The 19,723-nt window shown below is 73.1% G+C and carries 16 protein-coding genes; 8 read left to right on the top strand and 8 right to left on the bottom strand.

From position 1 onward, the window contains the following. Positions 1-122 precede the first annotated feature (122 nt). Positions 123-1,184 carry a chitinase gene (locus ACIBIW_RS12320; protein ID WP_399334917.1) on the top strand — a complete coding sequence of 354 codons (1,062 nt, stop codon included), beginning with the start codon at positions 123-125 and terminating at the stop codon, positions 1,182-1,184. A gap of 216 nt (positions 1,185-1,400) precedes the next feature. Here ACIBIW_RS12320 and ACIBIW_RS12315 read toward each other — a convergent pair whose 3' ends face one another. The 5 genes from ACIBIW_RS12315 to ACIBIW_RS12295 form a co-directional block, all read right to left on the bottom strand. Continuing rightward, positions 1,401-2,750 (bottom strand): Nramp family divalent metal transporter, encoded by a 1,350-nt coding sequence (locus tag ACIBIW_RS12315; protein WP_399334916.1) that lies wholly within the window; start codon positions 2,748-2,750, stop codon positions 1,401-1,403. A gap of 86 nt (positions 2,751-2,836) precedes the next feature. Next, positions 2,837-3,796, bottom strand: a complete 960-nt coding sequence (locus ACIBIW_RS12310; RefSeq protein WP_399334914.1) for a hypothetical protein — start codon at positions 3,794-3,796, stop codon at positions 2,837-2,839. A gap of 139 nt (positions 3,797-3,935) precedes the next feature. Continuing rightward, positions 3,936-4,355 (bottom strand): RidA family protein, encoded by a 420-nt coding sequence (locus ACIBIW_RS12305; RefSeq protein ID WP_399334912.1) that lies wholly within the window; start codon positions 4,353-4,355, stop codon positions 3,936-3,938. Further along, on the bottom strand, positions 4,352-5,143 hold the full coding sequence (locus tag ACIBIW_RS12300) for an IclR family transcriptional regulator (RefSeq protein ID WP_399334910.1): 792 nt from the start codon (positions 5,141-5,143) through the stop codon (positions 4,352-4,354). The genes ACIBIW_RS12305 and ACIBIW_RS12300 overlap by 4 nt, the downstream gene beginning before the upstream one ends. Next, entirely contained in the window at positions 5,140-6,246 is a 1,107-nt protein-coding gene (locus ACIBIW_RS12295; RefSeq protein WP_399335831.1) for a sugar kinase, read from the bottom strand. Before ACIBIW_RS12295 ends, ACIBIW_RS12300 begins: the two co-directional genes overlap by 4 nt. Positions 6,247-6,477: 231 nt before the next feature. Between ACIBIW_RS12295 and ACIBIW_RS12290 the strand changes: the two genes are divergently transcribed. Together ACIBIW_RS12290 and ACIBIW_RS12285 are read left to right on the top strand one after the other, a co-directional pair. Beyond that, positions 6,478-7,836, top strand: coding sequence for an amino acid deaminase (locus tag ACIBIW_RS12290; protein WP_399335829.1), 1,359 nt, complete (start codon positions 6,478-6,480; stop codon positions 7,834-7,836). A 116-nt stretch (positions 7,837-7,952) separates the two neighbouring features. Next, positions 7,953-9,575, top strand: coding sequence for an amidohydrolase family protein (locus ACIBIW_RS12285; protein ID WP_399334908.1), 1,623 nt, complete (start codon positions 7,953-7,955; stop codon positions 9,573-9,575). 62 nt (positions 9,576-9,637) lie between these two features. Here the strand turns inward: ACIBIW_RS12285 and ACIBIW_RS12280 are convergent, their stop codons facing one another. Continuing rightward, entirely contained in the window at positions 9,638-10,279 is a 642-nt protein-coding gene (locus ACIBIW_RS12280) for an alpha-ketoglutarate-dependent dioxygenase AlkB (protein WP_399335827.1), read from the bottom strand. A 304-nt stretch (positions 10,280-10,583) separates the two neighbouring features. On the opposite strand from ACIBIW_RS12280, the gene ACIBIW_RS12275 reads away from it, so the two are divergent. Continuing rightward, positions 10,584-11,795 carry a pyridoxal phosphate-dependent aminotransferase gene (locus ACIBIW_RS12275; RefSeq protein ID WP_399334906.1) on the top strand — a complete coding sequence of 404 codons (1,212 nt, stop codon included), beginning with the start codon at positions 10,584-10,586 and terminating at the stop codon, positions 11,793-11,795. A 49-nt stretch (positions 11,796-11,844) separates the two neighbouring features. On the opposite strand, the gene ACIBIW_RS12270 is transcribed toward ACIBIW_RS12275, so the two are convergent. After that, the gene (locus ACIBIW_RS12270) at positions 11,845-12,273 is read right to left on the bottom strand and encodes a hypothetical protein (RefSeq protein ID WP_399334904.1); all 429 of its coding nucleotides are present in this window, start codon (positions 12,271-12,273) and stop codon (positions 11,845-11,847) included. Positions 12,274-12,528: 255 nt separating this feature from the next. Between ACIBIW_RS12270 and ACIBIW_RS12265 the strand changes: the two genes are divergently transcribed. Genes ACIBIW_RS12265 through ACIBIW_RS12250 form a run of 4 tightly spaced genes read left to right on the top strand, consistent with a single transcriptional unit; the run spans position 12,529 to position 17,054 of the window. After that, entirely contained in the window at positions 12,529-13,629 is a 1,101-nt protein-coding gene (locus ACIBIW_RS12265; protein WP_399334902.1) for a hypothetical protein, read from the top strand. Further along, positions 13,626-14,834 carry a toxic anion resistance protein gene (locus ACIBIW_RS12260; RefSeq protein ID WP_399334900.1) on the top strand — a complete coding sequence of 403 codons (1,209 nt, stop codon included), beginning with the start codon at positions 13,626-13,628 and terminating at the stop codon, positions 14,832-14,834. Before ACIBIW_RS12265 ends, ACIBIW_RS12260 begins: the two co-directional genes overlap by 4 nt. After that, positions 14,831-16,432, top strand: a complete 1,602-nt coding sequence (locus tag ACIBIW_RS12255) for a substrate-binding domain-containing protein (RefSeq protein ID WP_399334897.1) — start codon at positions 14,831-14,833, stop codon at positions 16,430-16,432. Before ACIBIW_RS12260 ends, ACIBIW_RS12255 begins: the two co-directional genes overlap by 4 nt. Beyond that, positions 16,419-17,054: a hypothetical protein gene (locus ACIBIW_RS12250; RefSeq protein ID WP_399334894.1), complete on the top strand. Its 636-nt coding sequence runs from the start codon at positions 16,419-16,421 to the stop codon at positions 17,052-17,054. Before ACIBIW_RS12255 ends, ACIBIW_RS12250 begins: the two co-directional genes overlap by 14 nt. A gap of 116 nt (positions 17,055-17,170) precedes the next feature. Here ACIBIW_RS12250 and ACIBIW_RS12245 read toward each other — a convergent pair whose 3' ends face one another. Then, positions 17,171-19,030: a phosphoenolpyruvate carboxykinase (GTP) gene (locus ACIBIW_RS12245; RefSeq protein WP_399335825.1), complete on the bottom strand. Its 1,860-nt coding sequence runs from the start codon at positions 19,028-19,030 to the stop codon at positions 17,171-17,173. Positions 19,031-19,723: the final 693 nt, after the last annotated feature.

The following is a 19,723-nucleotide window of genomic DNA, read 5'->3' as shown; positions in this document are numbered from 1 at the left end:
TGAACCAGCTTGTAGCCCAGCGGTGGCCACCGTTTCCCGTACGAGCATTCAGGAACCGACACGCACAACGGCCCTGGGTCGACGACCGACCCCCCACGCCAATCCCCCCACCGGAGGCCGCAGTGGACCGCGCAGCCAAGCACACCGACCCCCGTAGGCACGGCAGACCGCGGCGGAGCCGCACGGCCCTGGCCGCGCTGGTGACCGCGGCGCTCGCGGCCGCCGGGTTCGCCCTCGCCGGGCCCGCCATCGGCGCCGACGACGGCGACTCCCCGCAGGCGGCGGCGCACTCGGCCGCCGCGGTGCCCGAGCACGCCGTGACCGGCTACTGGCAGAACTTCGACAACGGCGCACAGGTCCAGACCCTGGCCGACGTGCCCGACCAGTACGACATCATCGCGGTGGCCTTCGCCGACGCCACCGCCACGCCCGGCGCCGTCGACTTCACGCTGGACTCGGCGGGCCTCGGCGGCTACACCGAGGACCAGTTCAAGGCCGACATCAAGGCCAAGCAGGACGCGGGCAAGAGCGTCGTCATCTCCATCGGCGGCCAGAACGGCACCGTGTCGGTGAGCGACGACGCCTCCGCGAGCGCGTTCGCGGACTCGGTGCACTCGCTGATGGAGGAGTACGGCTTCGACGGCGTCGACATCGACCTGGAGAACGGCCTCAACTCCACCTACATGTCCCAGGCGCTGAAGTCCGTCGACCAGCAGGCGGGCGGCGGCACCGTCATCACCATGGCGCCGCAGACCATCGACATGCAGTCCACGTCGAACGAGTACTTCAAGACGGCCCTGGACATCAAGGACATCCTCACGGTCGTCAATATGCAGTACTACAACAGCGGTTCGATGCTGGGCTGCGACGGCAACGTGTACAACCAGGGCTCGGTCGACTTCCTCACCGCGCTCGCCTGCATCCAGTTGCAGGGCGGCCTCGACCCGTCGCAGGTCGGCCTCGGCGTACCGGCGTCCAGCAGCGCGGCGGGCAGCGGCTACGTCGACCCGGGCGTGGTCAACGACGCGCTCGACTGCCTCACCCAGGGCACCAACTGCGGCTCGTTCAAGCCCGACACCACCTGGCCCGGCCTGCGCGGCGCCATGACCTGGTCCACCAACTGGGACGCGTCGGCCGGCAACGCCTGGTCGGACAGCGTCGGCGCCCACGTGCACGGCCTCTAGGCCCCTACGGACCCCCGGCGGCCACGCCCCTCCCCGAGCGGTCCGGCGCGGTCGGCCGCGGACCCACAGGACCGGGCCGGCGGCAGCCCACACCCCCCACACAGCTCCACCGGGCTGCCGCCGCCCCTCCCCGGCGTGACCACACCCCCACGGTTCACAGCGCCGCCGCTCCCCCGGCGGCGCTGTGGGCCGTTCCGTGCGTGGTACGGCGGGGGTTCACCAGGGCAGGTCGCGCACCTGCTGGACGCAGAGCACGACGAACAGCAGCCCGCCGAGGACCAGCATCGCGTTGCTCAGCAGGCCGTTGCGCCACTGTGCGGGCGTACGGGAGGAGTTGAGCATCCAGACGAGGGTGAGCGCGAGGAAGGGCATGAAGAACGCCCCCAGCACCCCGTACGCCACCACGAGCCCGAAGGGCTGGTTGAGCCAGAGCAGGCACATCGGCGGGAACGTCAGCCACAGCAGATACGCGCGGAAGGCCACCGAGCGCTCCTGACGGCCCGCCGCCACCTCCGCGACCACGCTCCCCGCCTCCTCGTCACCCTCCTCGTCACCCGAAGCGGCAGGCGGCGCCGACGCGGCCGCGCGGGCCGCGCGCAGGCGCTCCACGAAGTCCGCGAACATCAGGCTGACGCCGTGCCAGACGCCGATCACCGAGGTGAACGCGGTCGCGAAGAAGCCCACGAGGAACAGCTTCGCGGTGAAGGAGCCGAATCGCCGCTCCAGCAGGTTCCCGAGGTCCACGAGCCCCTTGTCGCCGGAGGTCAGCACGATCTGCGAGCCGTGCAGCAGCTCGGCGCCGACGATCAGCATGGCCACCACGAAGATGCCGGTGGTGATGTACGCGACCCGGTTGTCGAGCCGCATCACCCGCATCCAGCCCGTGTTGGTCCAGCCCTTCGCGTTCACCCAGTAGCCGTACGCGGCCATGGTGATGGTGCCGCCGACGCCGCCGATGAGGCCGAGCGTGTACAGCAGCGACCTGTCGGGCAGCACCGGCGCGAGTCCCGCGAAGGCCGCCCCCATGTCGGGCGCGACCCGCGCGGCCACGTACACGACCACCACGAACATCACGCCGACCAGGACCGTCATCACCTTCTCGAAGACGGCGTAGCGGTTGAACCAGACGAAGACGAGACCGGCCACGCCCACGATCACCGCCCAGGTCTTCACGCCCGGGCCGTCGGGCCAGAGCGCCGCGAGCGGCAGCGCCGACGACGACATCGCGGTGGCGCCGTACACGAAGCCCCAGACGACCACGTACACCGCGAAGTAGCCGGTGGTCCAGGAGCCGAGGGTGCGCCAGCCCTCGAAGATGGTGCGTCCGGTGGCGAGGTGCCAGCGTCCCGTGGCCTCGGCCAGGGAGATCTTCACCAGGCAGCCGATCACGGCCGCCCACATCAGGGTGTAGCCGAACTTGCTTCCGGCGATGAGGGTCGCGACCAGGTCGCCCGCGCCGACCCCGGTCGCCGCCACCACGATGCCGGGGCCCACATAGCGCCAACGTGCCTTGCGGGGGCCGGGTGGTGGGGCATCCGTACCAGTACTGTCCGCAGTCTTGGCCATGCGTCACAAGGATGCGGGTCGCGCCCGCGCGCACAAGGGGGCAACCGCCTCGCGCAGGGGCGCGTGGGGCGGCGGGAGGCGCCGGGTCAGCCCTTGCGGGCCTTGTCCCCGGAGCCGGACGTCTTCTTGTCCTGGTCCTCGGCCTGGTCCTGGGCCCGGTCCTCGTCCTCGGCCCGGTCCTTCGCCTCGCCCTCGTCCACGGACTCCTTCGACGCCTCGGACGGCTCGACCGCCTTGGACGCCTTGGCCGCCTCGGACGCCGTGGACTCGGACTCCTCGGACTCGGACTCGCCCGTCTCGTCGGGCTCGGCGGCGCCCTTCCCGGAGGCGTCTTCGGCGTCCACAGCGCCTTCGGCGTTTCCCGCGTCCTCCGAGTCGTCCTCAGAGTCGTCCTCGAAATACGTGTCGAGGGCGACGTCGAGCCGTTCCACCCACTCCTTGAGGCGGCCGCGGTTCGCCGCCTGGACCTCGCCCGGGTACCAGCGCCTGTCGGGGGTGTGGACGGTCACCGTGAGGCGGCGGCCGAAGCGGGACGTGCCGTACTCGACGGCGCCGATCTCGCTCCACTCCCACTCTGCTTCCAGCTCGTCGAGCTTGAAGCGGACCCCGGCGCCGTCGATGAGGATCGAGCCCCGGTGGTCCACGGCGTGGAAGACGGTGGGGTCGTCGTCGGCCTCGGAGGCACCGTCGGCGTCCGCCTCACCGTCGGCCGCGGCCTCGGGCTCGGTGGCGGCCTCGGTGGCTGGCCCGGTAGCGGCCTCGGCCTCCGGCTCGGCGGCGGGCTCCGCCGCGGAGGCGGACTCGGGCTCCGCCGCGGCGCCGGGGGCGGCCTCCGGGGCCTCCTCGGCGTCGTCGGCCACCGCGGGCGCGTCGGCGGCGGCCGTGGCCTCGTCCGCGTGCGCCTTCCCGGCAGGCGCCTCGTCGGTCCCGGCCGCCGCATCCGGCTCCTGCGGCGTCTCGGGCTCCGACATGAGGCCGTTGATGAAGGCAGGATCGGTCGAGGCGACCTGCACGGGCTGGATCTTCAGACCTTTACGCTGCTCCACGGCGGGCAGTATGGACGAAGAACCTGTGTTCGCGACACCCGCGCCGGTCAGCACGCCGCACGGAATCCGCCACTCCCCCGCCGCGGCGCGCCCGGGACCGGCCCGGGGACCGGTCCGGGAGCCGCCCCGGGGACCCGCCTCAGTCCAGTACGGCGAGCGCGTCGACCTCGACGAGGAGGCCCGGGGGCAGCCCCACGTAGACGGTGGTGCGGGCGGCGGGCGGCTGGGTGAGGCCCTGCTCGTCGAGGTAGGCGTTGTAGATCTCGTTCAGCTCGGCGAAGTGGTCGGTATCGGTCAGATAGATCCTGACCATGATCACGTCGTCCCAGTCGGCGCCGCCCTCGGCGAGGATGGCGCGTACGTTCGCGAGGGCCTGGAGGGTCTGCTCGCGCAGCGTGGGGCCCGCCGGTGTCGGCGGCTGGCCCTCGACGGCCGGCAGGAAGCCGACCTGCCCGGCGACCTGGAGCAGGTTCCCCTTGCGCACCCCGTGCGAGAACCGGGCGGGCGGCGCTGTGTGCGTCGCGGGGGTCAGGGCGGTCTTCGTGGTCTTGCTGGTCACGGGGTTCCCTTCGATGCGGTGTGGGCTGCGGGCGCGGTGGCCGCGGGGGCGGCGCCCGAGTACTCAAGGCTGATGGCGTCCGCGGTGCGGCGCACCAGCGGCAGCAGGGTGAGCAGTTCCTCCGCGGAGACGACCACGTTGGGCGCCGACACCGACATCGCGGCGACGACCCGGCCGTCGGCGCCCGTGACGGGCGCCGCGACACAGTTGATGGACTCCTCGTGGCCGCCGAGGTCGGTGGCCCAGCCCTGCTCGCGCACGGTGGCGAGTTCGGTGAGGAAGGCGGCGGCGTTCGGGATCGAGCGCGCCGTGTACAGGGGGAACTCAAGGCGTTCCGCGAGGGCACGCCGCTCCCGCTCGGGGAGGTCGGCGAGGAGCAGCTTGGCCACAGCGGCGACGGTGATCGCGACGGGCTTGCCGATGCGGGAGTACATCCGTACCGGGTAGCGGCTCTCCACCTTGTCGATGTAGAGGACCTCGTGCTCCTCGTGGACGGCGAGGTGCACGGTGTGGCCGCACTTCTCGTTGAGCGCCACCAGGTGCGGGTGGGCGATCTCGCGGATGTCCAGGCTCTCCACGGCCTGCTGGGCGAGCGCGAAGAGCCGGGCGCCGAGGCGGTAGCGCTGGTCGGACTGGCGGTAGACGAGGCCGTGCTCGTGCAGGGTGCGCAGCAGCCGCAGCGCGGTGGACTTGTGGACGCCGAGGCGCGCGGCCACCCGGCCGAGGTCGGCGGGGCCCTCGGCGAGCAGCGGCAGGATGGACAGGGCGCGGTCGACCGTCTGGCTCATGGGGTGGCTACCTCCTCCTGGGCGCCCGGGCGCGGCGGGCGGGCCCCTCCGGGGCCGATGCGCAGTCTGCCCCACGCGGCGTCGTCGAGCGCCGCGAGCCGGTCGGCCTCCTCGCTGCGCGCGCGTACGGGCGGCTCAGGGAGGTCGCCGGGCACGGTGAGGGCAGCGGCGGCGGCGAGGTGCCCGTGCCGCAGCCGCAGCCGCAGCGGCAGGCCGCGCAGGGTGGCGGAGAGGAACCCGGCGGCGAAGGCGTCCCCCGCGCCGACCGGGGCGACGACGTCGACGCGTGGCGCGGGCACGGCCGTGACGGTGTCGGTGCCCCCGGGCCCGCGGTGGAAGGCGGTGGCGCCCGCGGCGCCCTGCTTGACGACGAGCAGCGGGGGCTCGGGCAGCGCGGCGCGCACGGCGGCCGGGCCCCCGGTGACGCCGAGCGCGGCGGCCTCGTCGTCGCCGACGAAGACGGTGTCGGCGGCGCGGGCGAGGCCGAACAGCACGGGCGCGGCCGCGGCGGGCCCCGGCCACAGGGAGACCCGGTAGTTGAGGTCGAAGGAGACCAGGGGGCGGTGCGCGGCGCTTCCGGCGTCGGGGGCGGTGTCAGAGCCGGTGCCGGTGTCGGTGCCGGTGCCGGTGGCGGGGGCGGGGGCGAGCAGGGCGCGCAGCAGGGCGAGGCAGTCCTGGGAGAGGGCCGCGGTGATGCCGGTGAGGTGCAGCAGCCGCCCGGAGCGCGCGGCGGCGAGCGGCACGGTGGCGGGGGACATGGCGGAGGCGGCGGAGCCCGCGCGGTAGTAGGCGACCTCGGAGAGCGGTGCCTCGGCGGGGGCGCAGGGGGCGTCGGTGACGGCGCGCTCGCCCGCGGTGCGGAAGTAGATCCCGGTGGGGCGCGCCGGGTCGCGGGCGACGTCGGTGGTGTCGACGCCGTGCGCGGCGACGCGGTCGAGGAGGTGGGTGCCGAAGCCGTCGGCGCCGACCCTGCTGACCCACTTGACGCGGTGGCCCGCGGCGGCGAGGCCGCACAGCACGTTGGTCTCGGCGCCGCCGATGCCGCGCTCGAAGGTGTCGGCCCCGGCGAGGCCGCCGGGCCCCGCGGGCCGGAAGGTCACCATCGACTCGCCGAGCGCCACCACGTCGAAGGGCGGCTCGGAGGGGGTCTGGCGGGCTCCGGTGACGTTCACAGTTTTCCTCGCGGGGGATACACGCTCTCGTAAGACTCGGTGGCGGAGGGCTTCGTTGACCCGGCGTCCGGTCGGATGTTAGACAGCTTGCTGCGCCATACGCAATGACCGTTGCACAGGACGCAATCTTCTGCACGGGACGCGATCTTCGAGGAGGGGTCCATGGCGGGCGAGGGCAGCGCGGTGCGGAACGGCGGCGGCGAGGGCGCCGCGGGCCGAGGCGGCGGTTTCGCGGCCCGGGTGGCCGAGTTGGCCGGCGAGCGGATCGACCACCGCTTCAAGGGGCTGCCGCCGGACGCCGAGGGTCTTACCGTGGCGGAACTCGCCGGGCAGCGCCGCAACCTGTTCACGGGCGGCTTCACCACCCCCGTGCTCACCCTGTCCGCGGAGCGCCTTGAGCACAATCTCGCGCTGCTCGCCGAGTACACCGAGCGGCACGGGCTGCTGTTCGCGCCGCACGGCAAGACCTCGATGGCGCCCCAGCTCTTCGAGCGCCAGATCAGGCACGGCGCCTGGGGGATCACGCTGGCGCTGCCGCACCAGGTGCGGGTGGCGCGGGCGTTCGGCCTCCCCCGGCTGTTCCTCGCGAACGAGCTGGTGGACCCGGTGGCGCTGCGCCATATCGCCGCGGACCTCGACACGGACGACGGCTTCCGCTTCGTCTGCTACGTGGACTCGGTGCGCGGCGTGGAGCTGATGGACGCGGCGCTGCGCGGGACTCTCGCAACACCCCCTGGGCGCCCGCTGGACGTGGTGGTGGAGCTGGCGGCGGGCGATGAGGCGCGTACCGGGGCGCGCGGCGAGGCGGAGTGCAGGGCGGTCGCGGACGCGGTGGCGGCCACCGGGACGCTGCGCCTGGTGGGCGTGGCGGGCTACGAGGGCGAGGTGCCCGAGCCCACGCCCGAGCGGGTGCGCGCCTGGCTGCGGCGCCTCACGGCGCTGACCGCCGACCTGGACGCGGAGGGCAGGTTCGCGGGGGCGGAGGAGATCGTGCTGAGCGCGGGCGGCAGCGCCTGGTTCGACGCGGTCGCGGACGTCTTCGCGGAGGTCCCCGAGCTGTCGAGGCCGGTGCTGAAGCTGCTGCGCTCCGGCGCGTACGTCTCGCACGACGACGGGCACTACCGCCGCCTCACGCCGTTCAACCGGGTCCCGGCGGAGGGCGGTCTCGAACCGGCGTTCCGACTGTGGGCGCAGGTCGTCTCGCGGCCCTCGCCCGGGCAGGCGTTCGCCAACGCGGGCAAGCGGGACGCGGCGTACGACCTGGACCTGCCGGAGGCCCAGGTGGTGCGCCCGCTCGGCGCCGGGGGCCCGGGGGCGCCCGCGCGGGCCACCGGGATCGAGGTCACCGGCCTCTCCGACCAGCACACCTGGCTGCGGACCACGCCCGAGGCCAGGCTCGACGTCGGCGACTGGCTCGGCCTCGGCCTGTCCCACCCCTGCACCTCCTTCGACAAGTGGCAGCTCATCCCGGTGGTCACGGCCGACGGCACGGTCACGGACTACGTACGCACCTTCTTCTGACCTGCCAGCCTCCACCGATACCGATACCGATACCGATACCGACCGCCCGACACGGCCCGCCGACCGGCGCCGCCCGCCGGGTCCCCTACCGCACCGACCACAGGAGCCGAGGCCCCATGGACCTGGTCATCGAGGGCGCCACCGTCGTGGACGGCGGCGCGGGGCCCGCGTACCGGGCCGCCGTCGGCATCACCAACGGCATGATCACGGAGATCCGCCGGGAGGGCACGGGCCGGGCGCCGACCGGGCGGCGGCGGCTCGCGGCGGACGGCCTCGTGCTCGCGCCCGGCTTCGTCGACATGCACGCGCACAGCGACCTGGCGCTGCTGACCGACCCCGAGCACCTCGCCAAGACCGCGCAGGGCGTCACCCTTGAGGTGGTCGGGCAGGACGGCCTCTCGTACGCGCCGGTCGACGACAGGACGCTGGCCGAGGTGGCGGAGGCGATCGCGGGCTGGAACGGGCCCGCGCTGCCCACCGTGACCTGGCGCTCGGTCGGCGGCTATCTGGACCGGCTCGACCACGGCTTCGACGGCGCGGGCATCGCGGTGAACGCCGCCTACCTGGTCCCGCAGGGCTCGGTGCGGATGCTGGCGATGGGCTGGGCGGACCGCGCGCCGGACGCCGGGGAGCTGGACGCCATGCGGCGGCTGGTCGCGCAGGGGATGCGCGAGGGCGCCGTGGGGATGTCGTCGGGGCTCACCTACACACCGGGGATGTACGCGCGGGACGCGGAGCTTGCCGGTCTGTGCCGGGTGGTGGCGGCGCACGGCGGCTACTACTGCCCCCACCACCGCTCGTACGGGGCGGGCGCGCTGGAGGCGTACGCGGAGATGGTGGACCTCGCCAGGGAGTCGGGCTGCCCGCTGCACCTGGCGCACGCCACCCTGAACTTCACCGGCAACGAGGGCCGCGGCCCCGAACTGCTCGCGCTGCTCGACGCCGCGCTCGCCGAGGGGCTCGACATCACCCTGGACTCGTATCCGTACACCCCGGGCAGCACCACGCTCGCCGCGATCCTGCCGAGCTGGGCGGGCGAGGGCGGGCCCGCGGCACTGCTTGAGCGGCTGCGGGACGACGGGACCGCGGCACGGATCGGGCACGAGATGGAGGTGACCGGGTCCGACGGCTGCCACGGGGTGCCGGTGGACTGGGACACCATCGAGGTCTCGGGCGTACGGGACCAGGCGCACCGGGCGTATGTGGGGCACACCGTGGCCGCGTACGCGGCCGGGCGCGGGGAGCGGCCCTGGGCGGTGGCGCGGGCGCTGCTGGTCGCCGACCGCCTCGGCCCCACGATCCTCCAGCACGTGGGCCACGAGGAGAACGTGCGCACGATCATGCGGCACCGCGCGCACACCGGCGGCTCCGACGGCATCCTCCAGGGCGCGCGGCCGCACCCGCGCGCCTACGGCACGTTCCCCCGCTACCTGGGGACATATGTACGGGAACTCGGGGTGCTGTCCCTTGAGGAGTGCGTGGCGCATCTGACCGGGCGGGCGGCGGCCCGGCTCGGGCTCGTGGACCGGGGCCTGGTGCGCGAGGGGTACCGGGCGGACCTGGTGCTCTTCGACCCGGAGACGGTCGCGTCCGGCGCCACGTTCGAGGCGCCCAGGACCACGCCGACGGGGATTCCGTACGTACTGATCGACGGCCGCTTCGTCATCGCGGAAGGCCGCAGGACGGACGTGCTGGCCGGGCGCGCGATCCGGGGGCGCGGCGCCGTGCCGACCGGCTGAGCCGGTCCGCGGCCCGGCGGCAGCCCCTGCCTGAGCGGCCGCGGCCCGCCGCGGAGCGCCCCTCAGCGCACCCCGTGTGGCCGGAACTGGATGCTGATCCTGGGGCCCGCGTGCCGGGTCGTCTTGGGGATCGCATGCTCCCACGTCCGCTGGCAGGAGCCGCCCATCACGATCAGGTCGCCGTGCCCGAGCGGGCGGCGCAGCGCGGTGGCGCCGCCGCCGCGCGGGCGCAGCGCGAGTTCCCTTGGCGCGCCGACGGAGAGGATCGCGACCATGGTGTCCTCGCGGGAGCCGCGCCCGGTGCGGTCGCCGTGCCAGGCGACGCTGTCGCGGCCGTCGCGGTAGAGGCAGAGCCCCGCGGTGGCGAAGGGCTCGCCGAGTTCGTCCGCGTAGTGGCGGGTCAGGGCGTCCCTCGCGGTGGCGAGCACCGGGTGCGGCAGCGGGTCTTCCGCGCCGTAGTGGGCGAGGAGGCGGGGCACCGCCACCGTGGCGTCGTACATCTTCCGGCGCTCGGCGCGCCACGGGACGCCCCGCGCGAGGGTGTCGAACAGCGCCGCCGAGCCGCCGAGCCAGCCGGGCAGCAGGTCGATCCAGGCGCCATCCCCGAGCACGGTCCTGCGCAGCCCGGCCGGGTCGCCGAGCCGGATCTCGTCGCCCTGGTCGAAGAGCGACCCCTGGAGCGCGCCGAGCACGGCTTCGGACATATCACCGGACATGGGACCAGCATAGCGCGGCATACGAACAGTTGAGCGAACGTATTTCGCCAGCGGAGGCCGGGGGCAGGGGGCGCGTGGTGCCCCGCGTGGCGCATCTCACCCGAACGCACCCGGGTCCGCGCCCCCACTCGTTTTCCAAGCCCGGCGGGGGCGGCGACCCGGTCTTCCGCCGGGCCGCGGCCCGGCGCGCTTTCGATGGCGGCGCGCACGGCTCCGCTTCCGCCGCCGCGCGCCGTGGCGCGGCCGTGCGCGCCACCGGCGGCGGGCCGCGCCCGGCCGTAGGGTGACCGGCATGCAGGTGATTCAGTCGACGAAGCTCGCCAATGTCTGTTACGAGATCCGGGGCCCGGTCCTCGAAGAGGCGATGCGTCTTGAGGCGGCGGGTCACCGCATCCTGAAACTCAACACCGGCAACCCGGCCGCGTTCGGGTTCGAGTGCCCCCCGGAGATCCTGGAGGACATCCTCCGCAACGTCGGCGACGCCCACGGCTACGGCGACGCCAAGGGCCTCCTGGCGGCCAGGCGCGCGGTGGTGATGCACAACCAGACCCTCGGCATCGAGACGGACGTCGAGCACGTCTTCGTCGGCAACGGCGTCTCCGAGCTGATCGTGATGGCGATGCAGGCGCTGCTCGACGACGGCGACGAGGTGCTGGTCCCGGCCCCCGACTACCCGCTGTGGACGGCGGCGGTGTCGCTGTCGGGCGGCACCGCGGTGCACTACCGCTGCGACGAGCAGTCGGACTGGATGCCGGACCTCGCGGACGTGGAGAGCAAGGTCACCGACCGCACCAAGGCGATCGTGATCATCAACCCGAACAACCCGACGGGGGCCGTCTACGACGAGGACATGCTGCGCGGCCTGACCGACATCGCCCGCCGGCACAACCTCCTGGTCTGCTCGGACGAGATCTACGACAAGATTCTCTACGACGACGCCGTCCACACCCCGACCGCGGCCGTCGCCCCCGACCTGCTGACGCTCACCTTCAACGGGATGTCCAAGGCGTACCGGGTGGCCGGCTACCGGGTGGGCTGGATGGCGCTCTCGGGGCCCCGGGCGCACGCGGACTCGTACATCGAGGGCCTGACGATCCTGGCGAACATGCGGCTGTGCGCCAACATGCCGGGGCAGCACGGGGTGGTGGCGGCGCTGTCGGGGCGGCAGTCCATCGCGGACCTGGTGCTGCCGGGCGGGCGGCTGCGCGAGCAGCGCGACACGGCCTATGAGCTGCTGACCGCCATCCCGGGTGTGACCTGCGTGAAGCCGAAGGGCGCGCTGTACCTGTTCCCGCGGCTCGACCCCAAGGTGTTCAAGATCAAAGACGACCGGCGGATGGTGCTCGACCTGCTGCGCCGGGAGAAGATCATGGTGGTGCACGGGACGGGCTTCAACTGGCCGGAGCACGACCACTTCCGGGTGGTGACCCTGCCGTCGGCGGCCGACCTCACCGACGCGGTCACCAGGATCGGCTCCTTCCTGGACGGCTACGGGCAGCCCTGAGGCACGGCCCGCCACGCCCGCGGCCGGGCCGCCCCGCCGCCCCCGCGGCTCAGGAGAGCGCGGCGGCGGGCTCGGCGGACGAGCGGCCGGCGTACGCGGCGTGGGCGTCCATGCGCTCGGCGGAGAGGATCGCGGCGGCGGTGTCGGCCCGCGAGGCGGCGACCACCAGGGCGCGGCCCGCGAGCGCGTGCGCCCTGCGGTGCAGCCCGGCGAGCGCGCCCGGGTCCGCGGCGCCCGCGGCGGCACGGACCGGCTCGGCGCCGCCGCGCAGCCGCGCCACCTGCCGGGAGAGCCGCTCGGCCGCGGCGTCGAGATCGGGTTCCGGCGCGAGGGCGCGCAGCTCGTCGGTGACCGCGAGCAGCGCCGAGAAGTGTCCCGCGAGCTGGATGTCCAGCTCTTCCTGGCGTGACCTGTGCGGGAAGTCGGCGGGGGTACGTGCCACGGAGTGGACCGACTTCGTGCGGATCGGCTCGTACATGGGGGCCTCCTGAGTACTACGGGAAACCATCCTACCTTGGATCAAGTCTAAAGTTGAGCCGGGTCGTACTCGATCCGGCCGCGCCGGGACCAGTGTCCCGCACGCCGGGCACCGGGGGCCTCCCGGTCCTCCCGGGCACCGCAGGGGCGGGCGCGCACCACCCGACCCGTACCGTTGCATACCGGGATGTCCGCGTCACCCTCCGTTAACCGAAGTCATCGGGGAACGTTGGATTCCGGGAGCACTGTCCTCCATGTGAAGAGAATCCTCGCGATCGTCTTCGGGATCGCGCTCATCGGCGGCATCACGGCCGTCCTCCTGTCCCAGGGCGACGCGGACGGGAAAAACGGCGAGAACGGGAACGGCACGGCAACGACGACCGTGCGCGGTGTGATCGGCTCGGAGAAGGCCGCCTTCTTCTCCGACCCCGACGTGAAGAAGGCGCTCGCGGACGAGGGGCTGAGCGTCCGGGTGGACACCTCGGGCTCCTGGGCCATGGAGGACAGGGACCTCAAGGGGTACGACTTCGCGTTCCCCAGCAGCAAGGAGCCCGCCGACGAGCTGGCGGCCAAGCTGCACGTCCAGGACGCCCCCGCGCGCCCCTTCTACTCCCCGCTCGTGGTCGCCACCCACCGCGCCACGGCCGGCGTACTGGCCGCGAACGGCCTGGCCACCCTCAGCGGCAAGGGCGTCGGCACCCTGAGGATGGACGCCTATCTGAAGGCGGCGAAGGCCGACCGGCTGTGGCAGGACCTCAAGGGGGCCTCGGGCCACGCCGAGCTGACCGGCACGCTCAGCATCACCACCACCGACCCGCGCACCTCCAACTCGGGCGCGCTCTACCTCGCCGCCGCCTCGTACGTCGACAACGGCGGCCAGGTCGTCTCCGACGAGGCGGGCGTCGAGCGGACGGCGCCGCTGCTGCGGAAGCTGACCGCCGTCCAGGGCAGCCAGCAGAGCAGTTCCGAGCAGCCGTTCACCGACTTCGTCAGCGGGGTCGGCAACCCGCTGGTGCTCGCGTACGAGTCCCAGGTCGCCGCGCAGCTCATCCAGCGGGACGCGCCCGACGACCTGGTGGTGCTCTACCCCGACACCGAGGTCACGAGCGACCACAACCTGGTGCCGCTGACCGCCGCGGGCAAGAAGCTCGGCGCGCTGCTCAGCGACGATCCGGGGCTGCGGAAGCTGGAGGCCAGGTTCGGTTTCAGGCCGCGCGGCGGAACGGAGTTCGCCGACGCCACCGCGGGCCACAAGGACCACATCAATCAGAGTCTGTCCGGAGTGAAGCAGGCACCAGCTCCCCGGGCCGACATGCTGCGTGACATGGCCCGCAGGGCCGCAGGGGGGACGTCATGACGACGGAACACAGTGGGTTCACCCACGACAGCACGAGCGTGGACGCCGGGGACTTCGTCCTCACGCCGCCCGACCCGGTGCCGCCCGTGCCCAAGGACAAGGCGGGCGGCCTGGTGCCGGTGGACGACGCGGTGCGCGAGGAGATGGCGCGCAAGGCCGCGGAGTACGTCGGGCAGATCGCCGGACTCGACGCCAGGTCGCCCGAGTTCACCAGCAGGATCGGGGAGATCGTCGCCCTCGGCAACGGGGAGATGCGCGGCGCGGCCCAGCAGTCCAACCGGATGCTCCAGCGCGCCGTGCGCAGCCTGCCGGGCGAGGGAAAGGGCGAGGACGCGCAGACCAGGGTGGCGTCCTCACTGGTCGAACTGCGGCGCACCGTCGAGGACCTGGACCCGCGCGACATGCCGGGCGGCAGGGCGCGGCGGCTGCTGTCGAAGCTGCCGGGCGGCAACAGGCTCCGCGACCACCTCGCCAAGTACGCCTCCGCACAGGGCACGTTGAACCGCATCGTCGGATCGCTCCGCGGCGGCCAGGACGAACTGCGCAGAGACAGCGCCGCGTTGCAGTCGGAGCGGGTCAGGCTCTGGGACACCATGGGCAAGCTCCAGGAGTACGCGATCCTCTCCCAGGCGCTCGACGAGGCCGTGGAGCGGCACATCGCGGGCGTCGAGCCGCGCGACCCGGAGGCCGCCGACGCGCTCCGCGCCGACGTGCTCTTCCCGGTCCGGCAGAAGCACCAGGACCTGCTGACCCAGCTCGCGGTCTGCGCGCAGGGCTATCTGGCGATGGACGTCGTACGCCGCAACAACGAGGAGCTGATCAAGGGCGTCGACCGGGCCGCGACGACCACGGTGTCCGCGCTCAGGATCGCCGTGATGCTCTCCACCGCGCTGGAGAACCAGCGCAAGGTGGTCGAGCAGGTCAACGCGCTGCGCGGCACCACGGAGGAGCTGATCAAGGGCAACGCGGAGATGCTGGCGTCGCAGTCGGGCGAGATCCAGCGCATCGCGGCCGACCCGGCCGTCGGCGCGGAGACGCTGCGCACCGCCTTCCAGCAGATTTACCGCACCCTGGACGCCATCGACACGTACAAGGTGCAGGCCACCGAGTCGATGGCGGCCACCGTCGAGTCGCTGACGGCCGAACTCCAGGGGGCCGGCGCCTATCTGGAGCGGTCGCGGCAGGCGGGGGCGCTGGAGGGATGAGAACGCGCACCCCGCGCCGCGCCGCCCTCGGGGCTGCGGCGCTGCTGGCCGCCCTCGCGCTGGTCACCGGCTGCACAGGCGGCAACGGCGGCGGCGACGGCGGCACTTCGCCGACCGGCTCGCACGCCGCCGACGACGTCCGGGGGACCCTGCGGGTCCTCGCCTCCTCGGAACTGTCCGACATGAAGCCGGTGCTTGACGCCGTGCGCGAGGACAGCGGGATCGAGGTCGAGCCGACCTACTCGGGCACCGTGGACGCCGTCGACCAGGTCGCCTCGGGCCGCGCCGACGGGAAGTACGACGCCGTCTGGCTCTCCTCCGACGACTATCTGAGACTGCACGAGGGCGCCACCGACAAGGTGGTCTCGGAGACCGCGATCATGTCGTCGCCCGTGGCCATCGGGGTGCGCCCGGCGGCCGTGAAACGCCTCGGCTGGGACGCCTCGCACGTGACCTGGGCCCAGGTGCACGACGCGGTCGCGCAAGGCGAACTGACCTACGGCATGACCGACCCGGCGCGCTCCAACTCCGGCTTCTCCGCGCTCGTCGCGGTCGCCGCGGCGCTCTCCGGCGCGCAGTCCGCGCTCAGCGACGCCGATGTGCGCACCGCCACGCCGAAGCTCAAGGAGTTCTTCCGGGGCCAGCAGCTCACCTCGGGCTCCTCCGGGTGGCTGGCCACGGCGTACAAGCACCGCGGCGACGTGGACGCGCTCGTCAACTACGAGTCCGTACTGCTGTCGATGAACCGCGACGACCACACGGGGCTCACCGTGATCAGGCCGAGCGACGGCGTGGTCACCGCCACCTATCCGCTCTCCGCGCTCTCCTCCGCCGACGACCACGCCAAGGACCTGGTCGCCGCCCTCACCGACCGGCTGCGCAGCCCCGAGGCGCAGGGCACCATCACCGACCGCACGCTGCGCAGGCCGGTGGTGTCCTCGGTGGACCCGGCGCCCGGGATCGACGGCGGCAAGCGGCGCGAACTGCCGTTCCCCGGCAGCAAGTCGGTCGCGGACGGCCTCGTGGACGCGTACGAGAACAAGCTGCGCAGGCCCTCGCGGACCGTCTACGTGCTGGACACCTCGGGCTCGATGGCCGGGGACAGGCTGAAGCAGCTCAAGGGCGCGCTCACCGGTCTGACAGGGGACTTCAGGGAGCGCGAGGAGGTGACGCTGATGCCGTTCGGCAGCTCCGTCAAGCAGGTGCGCACCCATGTGGTGGACCCGGGCTCCCCCGACGAGGGTCTTGCCGCGATCCGCTCCGACACCGAGGCGCTGACGGCGTCGGGCGACACCGCGGTGTACAGCAGCCTCGAAGAGGCGTACGACCACCTCGGCAGCGGCTCCGCCGACGCGTTCACCTCGATCGTGCTGATGACCGACGGCGAGAACACCACGGGCCCCGGCGCCGGCACCTTCGACGGCTTCTACGCGAAGCTCCCCGGGTCCGGCAGGGGCACCCCGGTGTTCCCGATCGTGTTCGGCGACTCGGACCGCGGCGCACTCCAGCACATCGCGGACCTGACCGGCGGCCGCCTCTTCGACGCGCGCAAGGACTCACTCGACAACGCCTTCGAGGAGATCCGTGGCTACCAGTGACGGCGGGCCAGGGGCGGCGCGGCGGCCCTGGTGGGCGTATCTGGAGTCCCGCAAGAACATCGCGGGGATGGCGGGCGGCGTCGTCGGCCTCGTACTGGCCCTCACCGGGGCCGCGGGCGCCCTGTGGCCGCTGGCCGTCGCCGGCCTCTACGCGGCGGGCGCGCTGATCGCGCCCCCGGAGCGGCCCCCGGCGCCCGGGTTCACCGACCCGGCCGAGCAACTGGACGCGCTGCGCGCCGACTTCGAGACGCTGTACGAGTACCTGGGCTCGGTGGACCTGCCCGACGCGCCGACGCGCGAGCTGACGGCGCTGACGGACGTGCTCGCGGCCCTGCTCGAAAGGGGCTGGGTGGCCGAGGCGCTGGCGGACGACCCCGAGGGCCTGCACAAGGTGGCGCGGGCGATCCGCGGCGACATCCCGGAGGCGGTGGACGCGTATGTGCGCACCCGCTGGTGGGACCGCCTCGGCCCCGGCACGCAGTCGCCCGAGCGGGCGCTGAGCCACCATCTGTCGCTGATCCACCAGGACGTGCGGAAGGTGGGCGAGGCGCTGGCGGAGGAGCAGCGGCGCCGCCAGGACATCATCGGCATCGACCTGGAGAGCCGGCGCGAGCAGGGGTAACGGGCCCGGGGCGGGCCGAGGCGGCGGGCCGGGGCCGCGGAGGGGGCACGCGGGTTCCTCCGGCGCCCCGCGGGGCGGCCGTCACGTCCGCCCCGGAGGAACCCGCGTGAGTACGCTCAGCCGAGCCGGGCCACCAGCGACCTGTACTGGTCCCACAGCTCGGCGGGGGTGTGCTCGCCGAAGGTGTTCAGGTGCTCGGGGACCAGGGCGGCCTCCTCGCGCCAGACGTCCTTGTCGACGCCGAGCAGGTAGTCGAGTTCGGCGTCGGTGAGGTCGAGGCCCTCGGTGTCCAGGGCGGACTTGGCGGGCAGCACCCCGATGGGGGACTTCACCCCGTCGGCGCGCCCTTCGAGGCGCTCCACGATCCACTTCAGCACACGGCTGTTCTCGCCGAATCCTGGCCAGACGAAGCGGCCCTCCGCGTCCTTGCGGAACCAGTTGACGTAGTAGATCCTCGGCAGCTTCGACTCGTCGCCCTCGCGGGCCACGGACGCCTTGCCCATGTCGATCCAGTGGCCCATGTAGTCGCCCATGTTGTAGCCGCAGAACGGCAGCATGGCGAACGGGTCCCTGCGCAGCTCCCCCACCTTGCCCTCGGCGGCCGCGGTCTTCTCCGAGGCCACGTTGGCGCCGAGGAAGACCCCGTGGTTCCAGTCGAAGGACTCGGTGACCAGCGGTACGGCGCTGGCCCTGCGCCCGCCGAAGAGGATCGCCGAGATCGGGACGCCCCTGGGGTCCTCCCACTCGGGGGCGATGATCGGGCACTGGGCGGCGGGGGTGGTGAAGCGGGCGTTGGGGTGGGCGGCGGGGGTGGCGGACCCGGGCGTCCAGTCGTTGCCCTTCCAGTCGGTGAGGTGGGCGGGCGGCTCGTCGGTCATGCCCTCCCACCACACGTCGCCGTCGTCGGTGAGGGCCACGTTGGTGAAGACGGAGTTGCCCCACAGGGTCTTCATCGCGTTGGCGTTGGTGGTCTCGCCGGTGCCGGGGGCGACGCCGAAGAAGCCGGCCTCCGGGTTGATGGCGTAGAGCCGGCCGTCCTCGCCGAAGCGCATCCAGGCGATGTCGTCGCCGATGGTCTCGACCGTCCAGCCGGGGACGGTGGGCTCCAGCATGGCGAGGTTGGTCTTGCCGCAGGCGCTGGGGAAGGCGGCGGCCACGTACTTCGGCTCCGCGGACTCGCCGCGCGGCGGCGTCAGCTTGAGGATCAGCATGTGCTCGGCGAGCCAGCCCTCGTCGCGTGCCATCACGGAGGCGATGCGCAGCGCGTAGCACTTCTTGCCGAGCAGCGCGTTGCCGCCGTAGCCGGAGCCGTAGGACCAGATCTCGCGGTCCTCGGGGAAGTGCGAGATGTACTTGGTGGAGTTGCAGGGCCAGGGCACGTCGGCCTCGCCCTCGGCGAGCGGCGCGCCGAGGCTGTGCACGGCCTTCACGAAGGCGCCGTCGGAGCCCAGCGCGTCGAGGACCTGGCGGCCCATCCTGGTCATGGTCCGCATGGAGACGGCGACGTAGGCGGAGTCGGTGATCTCGACGCCCATCGCGGAGAGCGGGGAGCCGAGCGGGCCCATGCAGAACGGGACGACGTACATGGTGCGGCCCCGCATCGAGCCCCGGAAGAGGCCGCCGGTGCCGTCCTCGCCCTGGAAGACCTCGCGCATCGCGGCGGGGTCCTTCCAGTTGTTCGTCGGGCCCGCGTCCTCCTCGCGCGCGGAGCAGATGAACGTACGGTCCTCGACGCGGGCCACGTCGGTCGGGTCGGAGGCGGCGTGGAAGGAGTGCGGGCGCTTGACCGGGTCGAGGCGCCGGAAGGTGCCGCGCTCCACCAGCTCGTCGCAGAGCCGGTCGTACTCGGCCTGCGAGCCGTCGCACCACACCACCCGGTCGGGGCGGGTCAGCTCCGCGATCTCGTCGACCCAGGCCAGCAGGGCCCGGTGGGTGGTGGGGGCGGGTTCTGTGGCCGGTCGGTCGGCTGCGGACAGCAGGGCATCGGACGCCACGGCATCTCCTGTTCGAGGGTTTTCTGGAGAGTTCTGGGGGTTCGGTCCCCCGGGACCCCAGGGCCCGGGGGAGGGTGCGGGCGGTCCGGAGGCTCCCACCGCACGGGACCTCCGCTCATCCGCTACTGACCGCACTCATTTGATCCTGCGCCGTACCGCGCCCATCTGTCCAGTGGGCAACACATCTGAGCGGCGTGATCGGCATCACCTCTGCCTCCGAGGGCGGGGGCCAGGGGGGTGCGGTGGGCTTGGCACCGCCGGTCCGCGCCGTCGTGGTTGCTCACCGTCGCGGCGGGAGGGAGGGGCCTGCCGGCCCCTCCGACCCGGGCTTGCCTGGGGACCTGCAGCCCCGGCCTCGCCCCCGGCAGGGCGCGCGGGGCGAGGGGGCGCCGCGCGCCCCCTCAGAACCGCCGCAACGGCGCACGACCACGACGGCGCGGACCGGCGGTGCCGAACCCACCGAGACCAAGGGGCACCCACCCCACACAAGGCAAGCCCGGCACCGCCGATCTGCCACATCGTGGTTACTCACCGCCGCGGCGAAAAGAAGGGGCCCACCAGCCCCTCCGAACCCGGCTCAGCTAGGTCCTGTCTGGTAATTCGCGTCGGATCAGGTCGCGGCGTCTGGTGCCGTGCATCGCAAGGCGGAGGGTCGTCCGCGTACTGGACGTACGT

The sequence above is a fragment of the Streptomyces sp. NPDC050560 genome (genome assembly GCF_044457285.1).
Taxonomy (GTDB): Bacteria; Actinomycetota; Actinomycetes; order Streptomycetales; family Streptomycetaceae; genus Streptomyces.
This window is presented reverse-complemented; position numbering and strand designations above follow the sequence as displayed.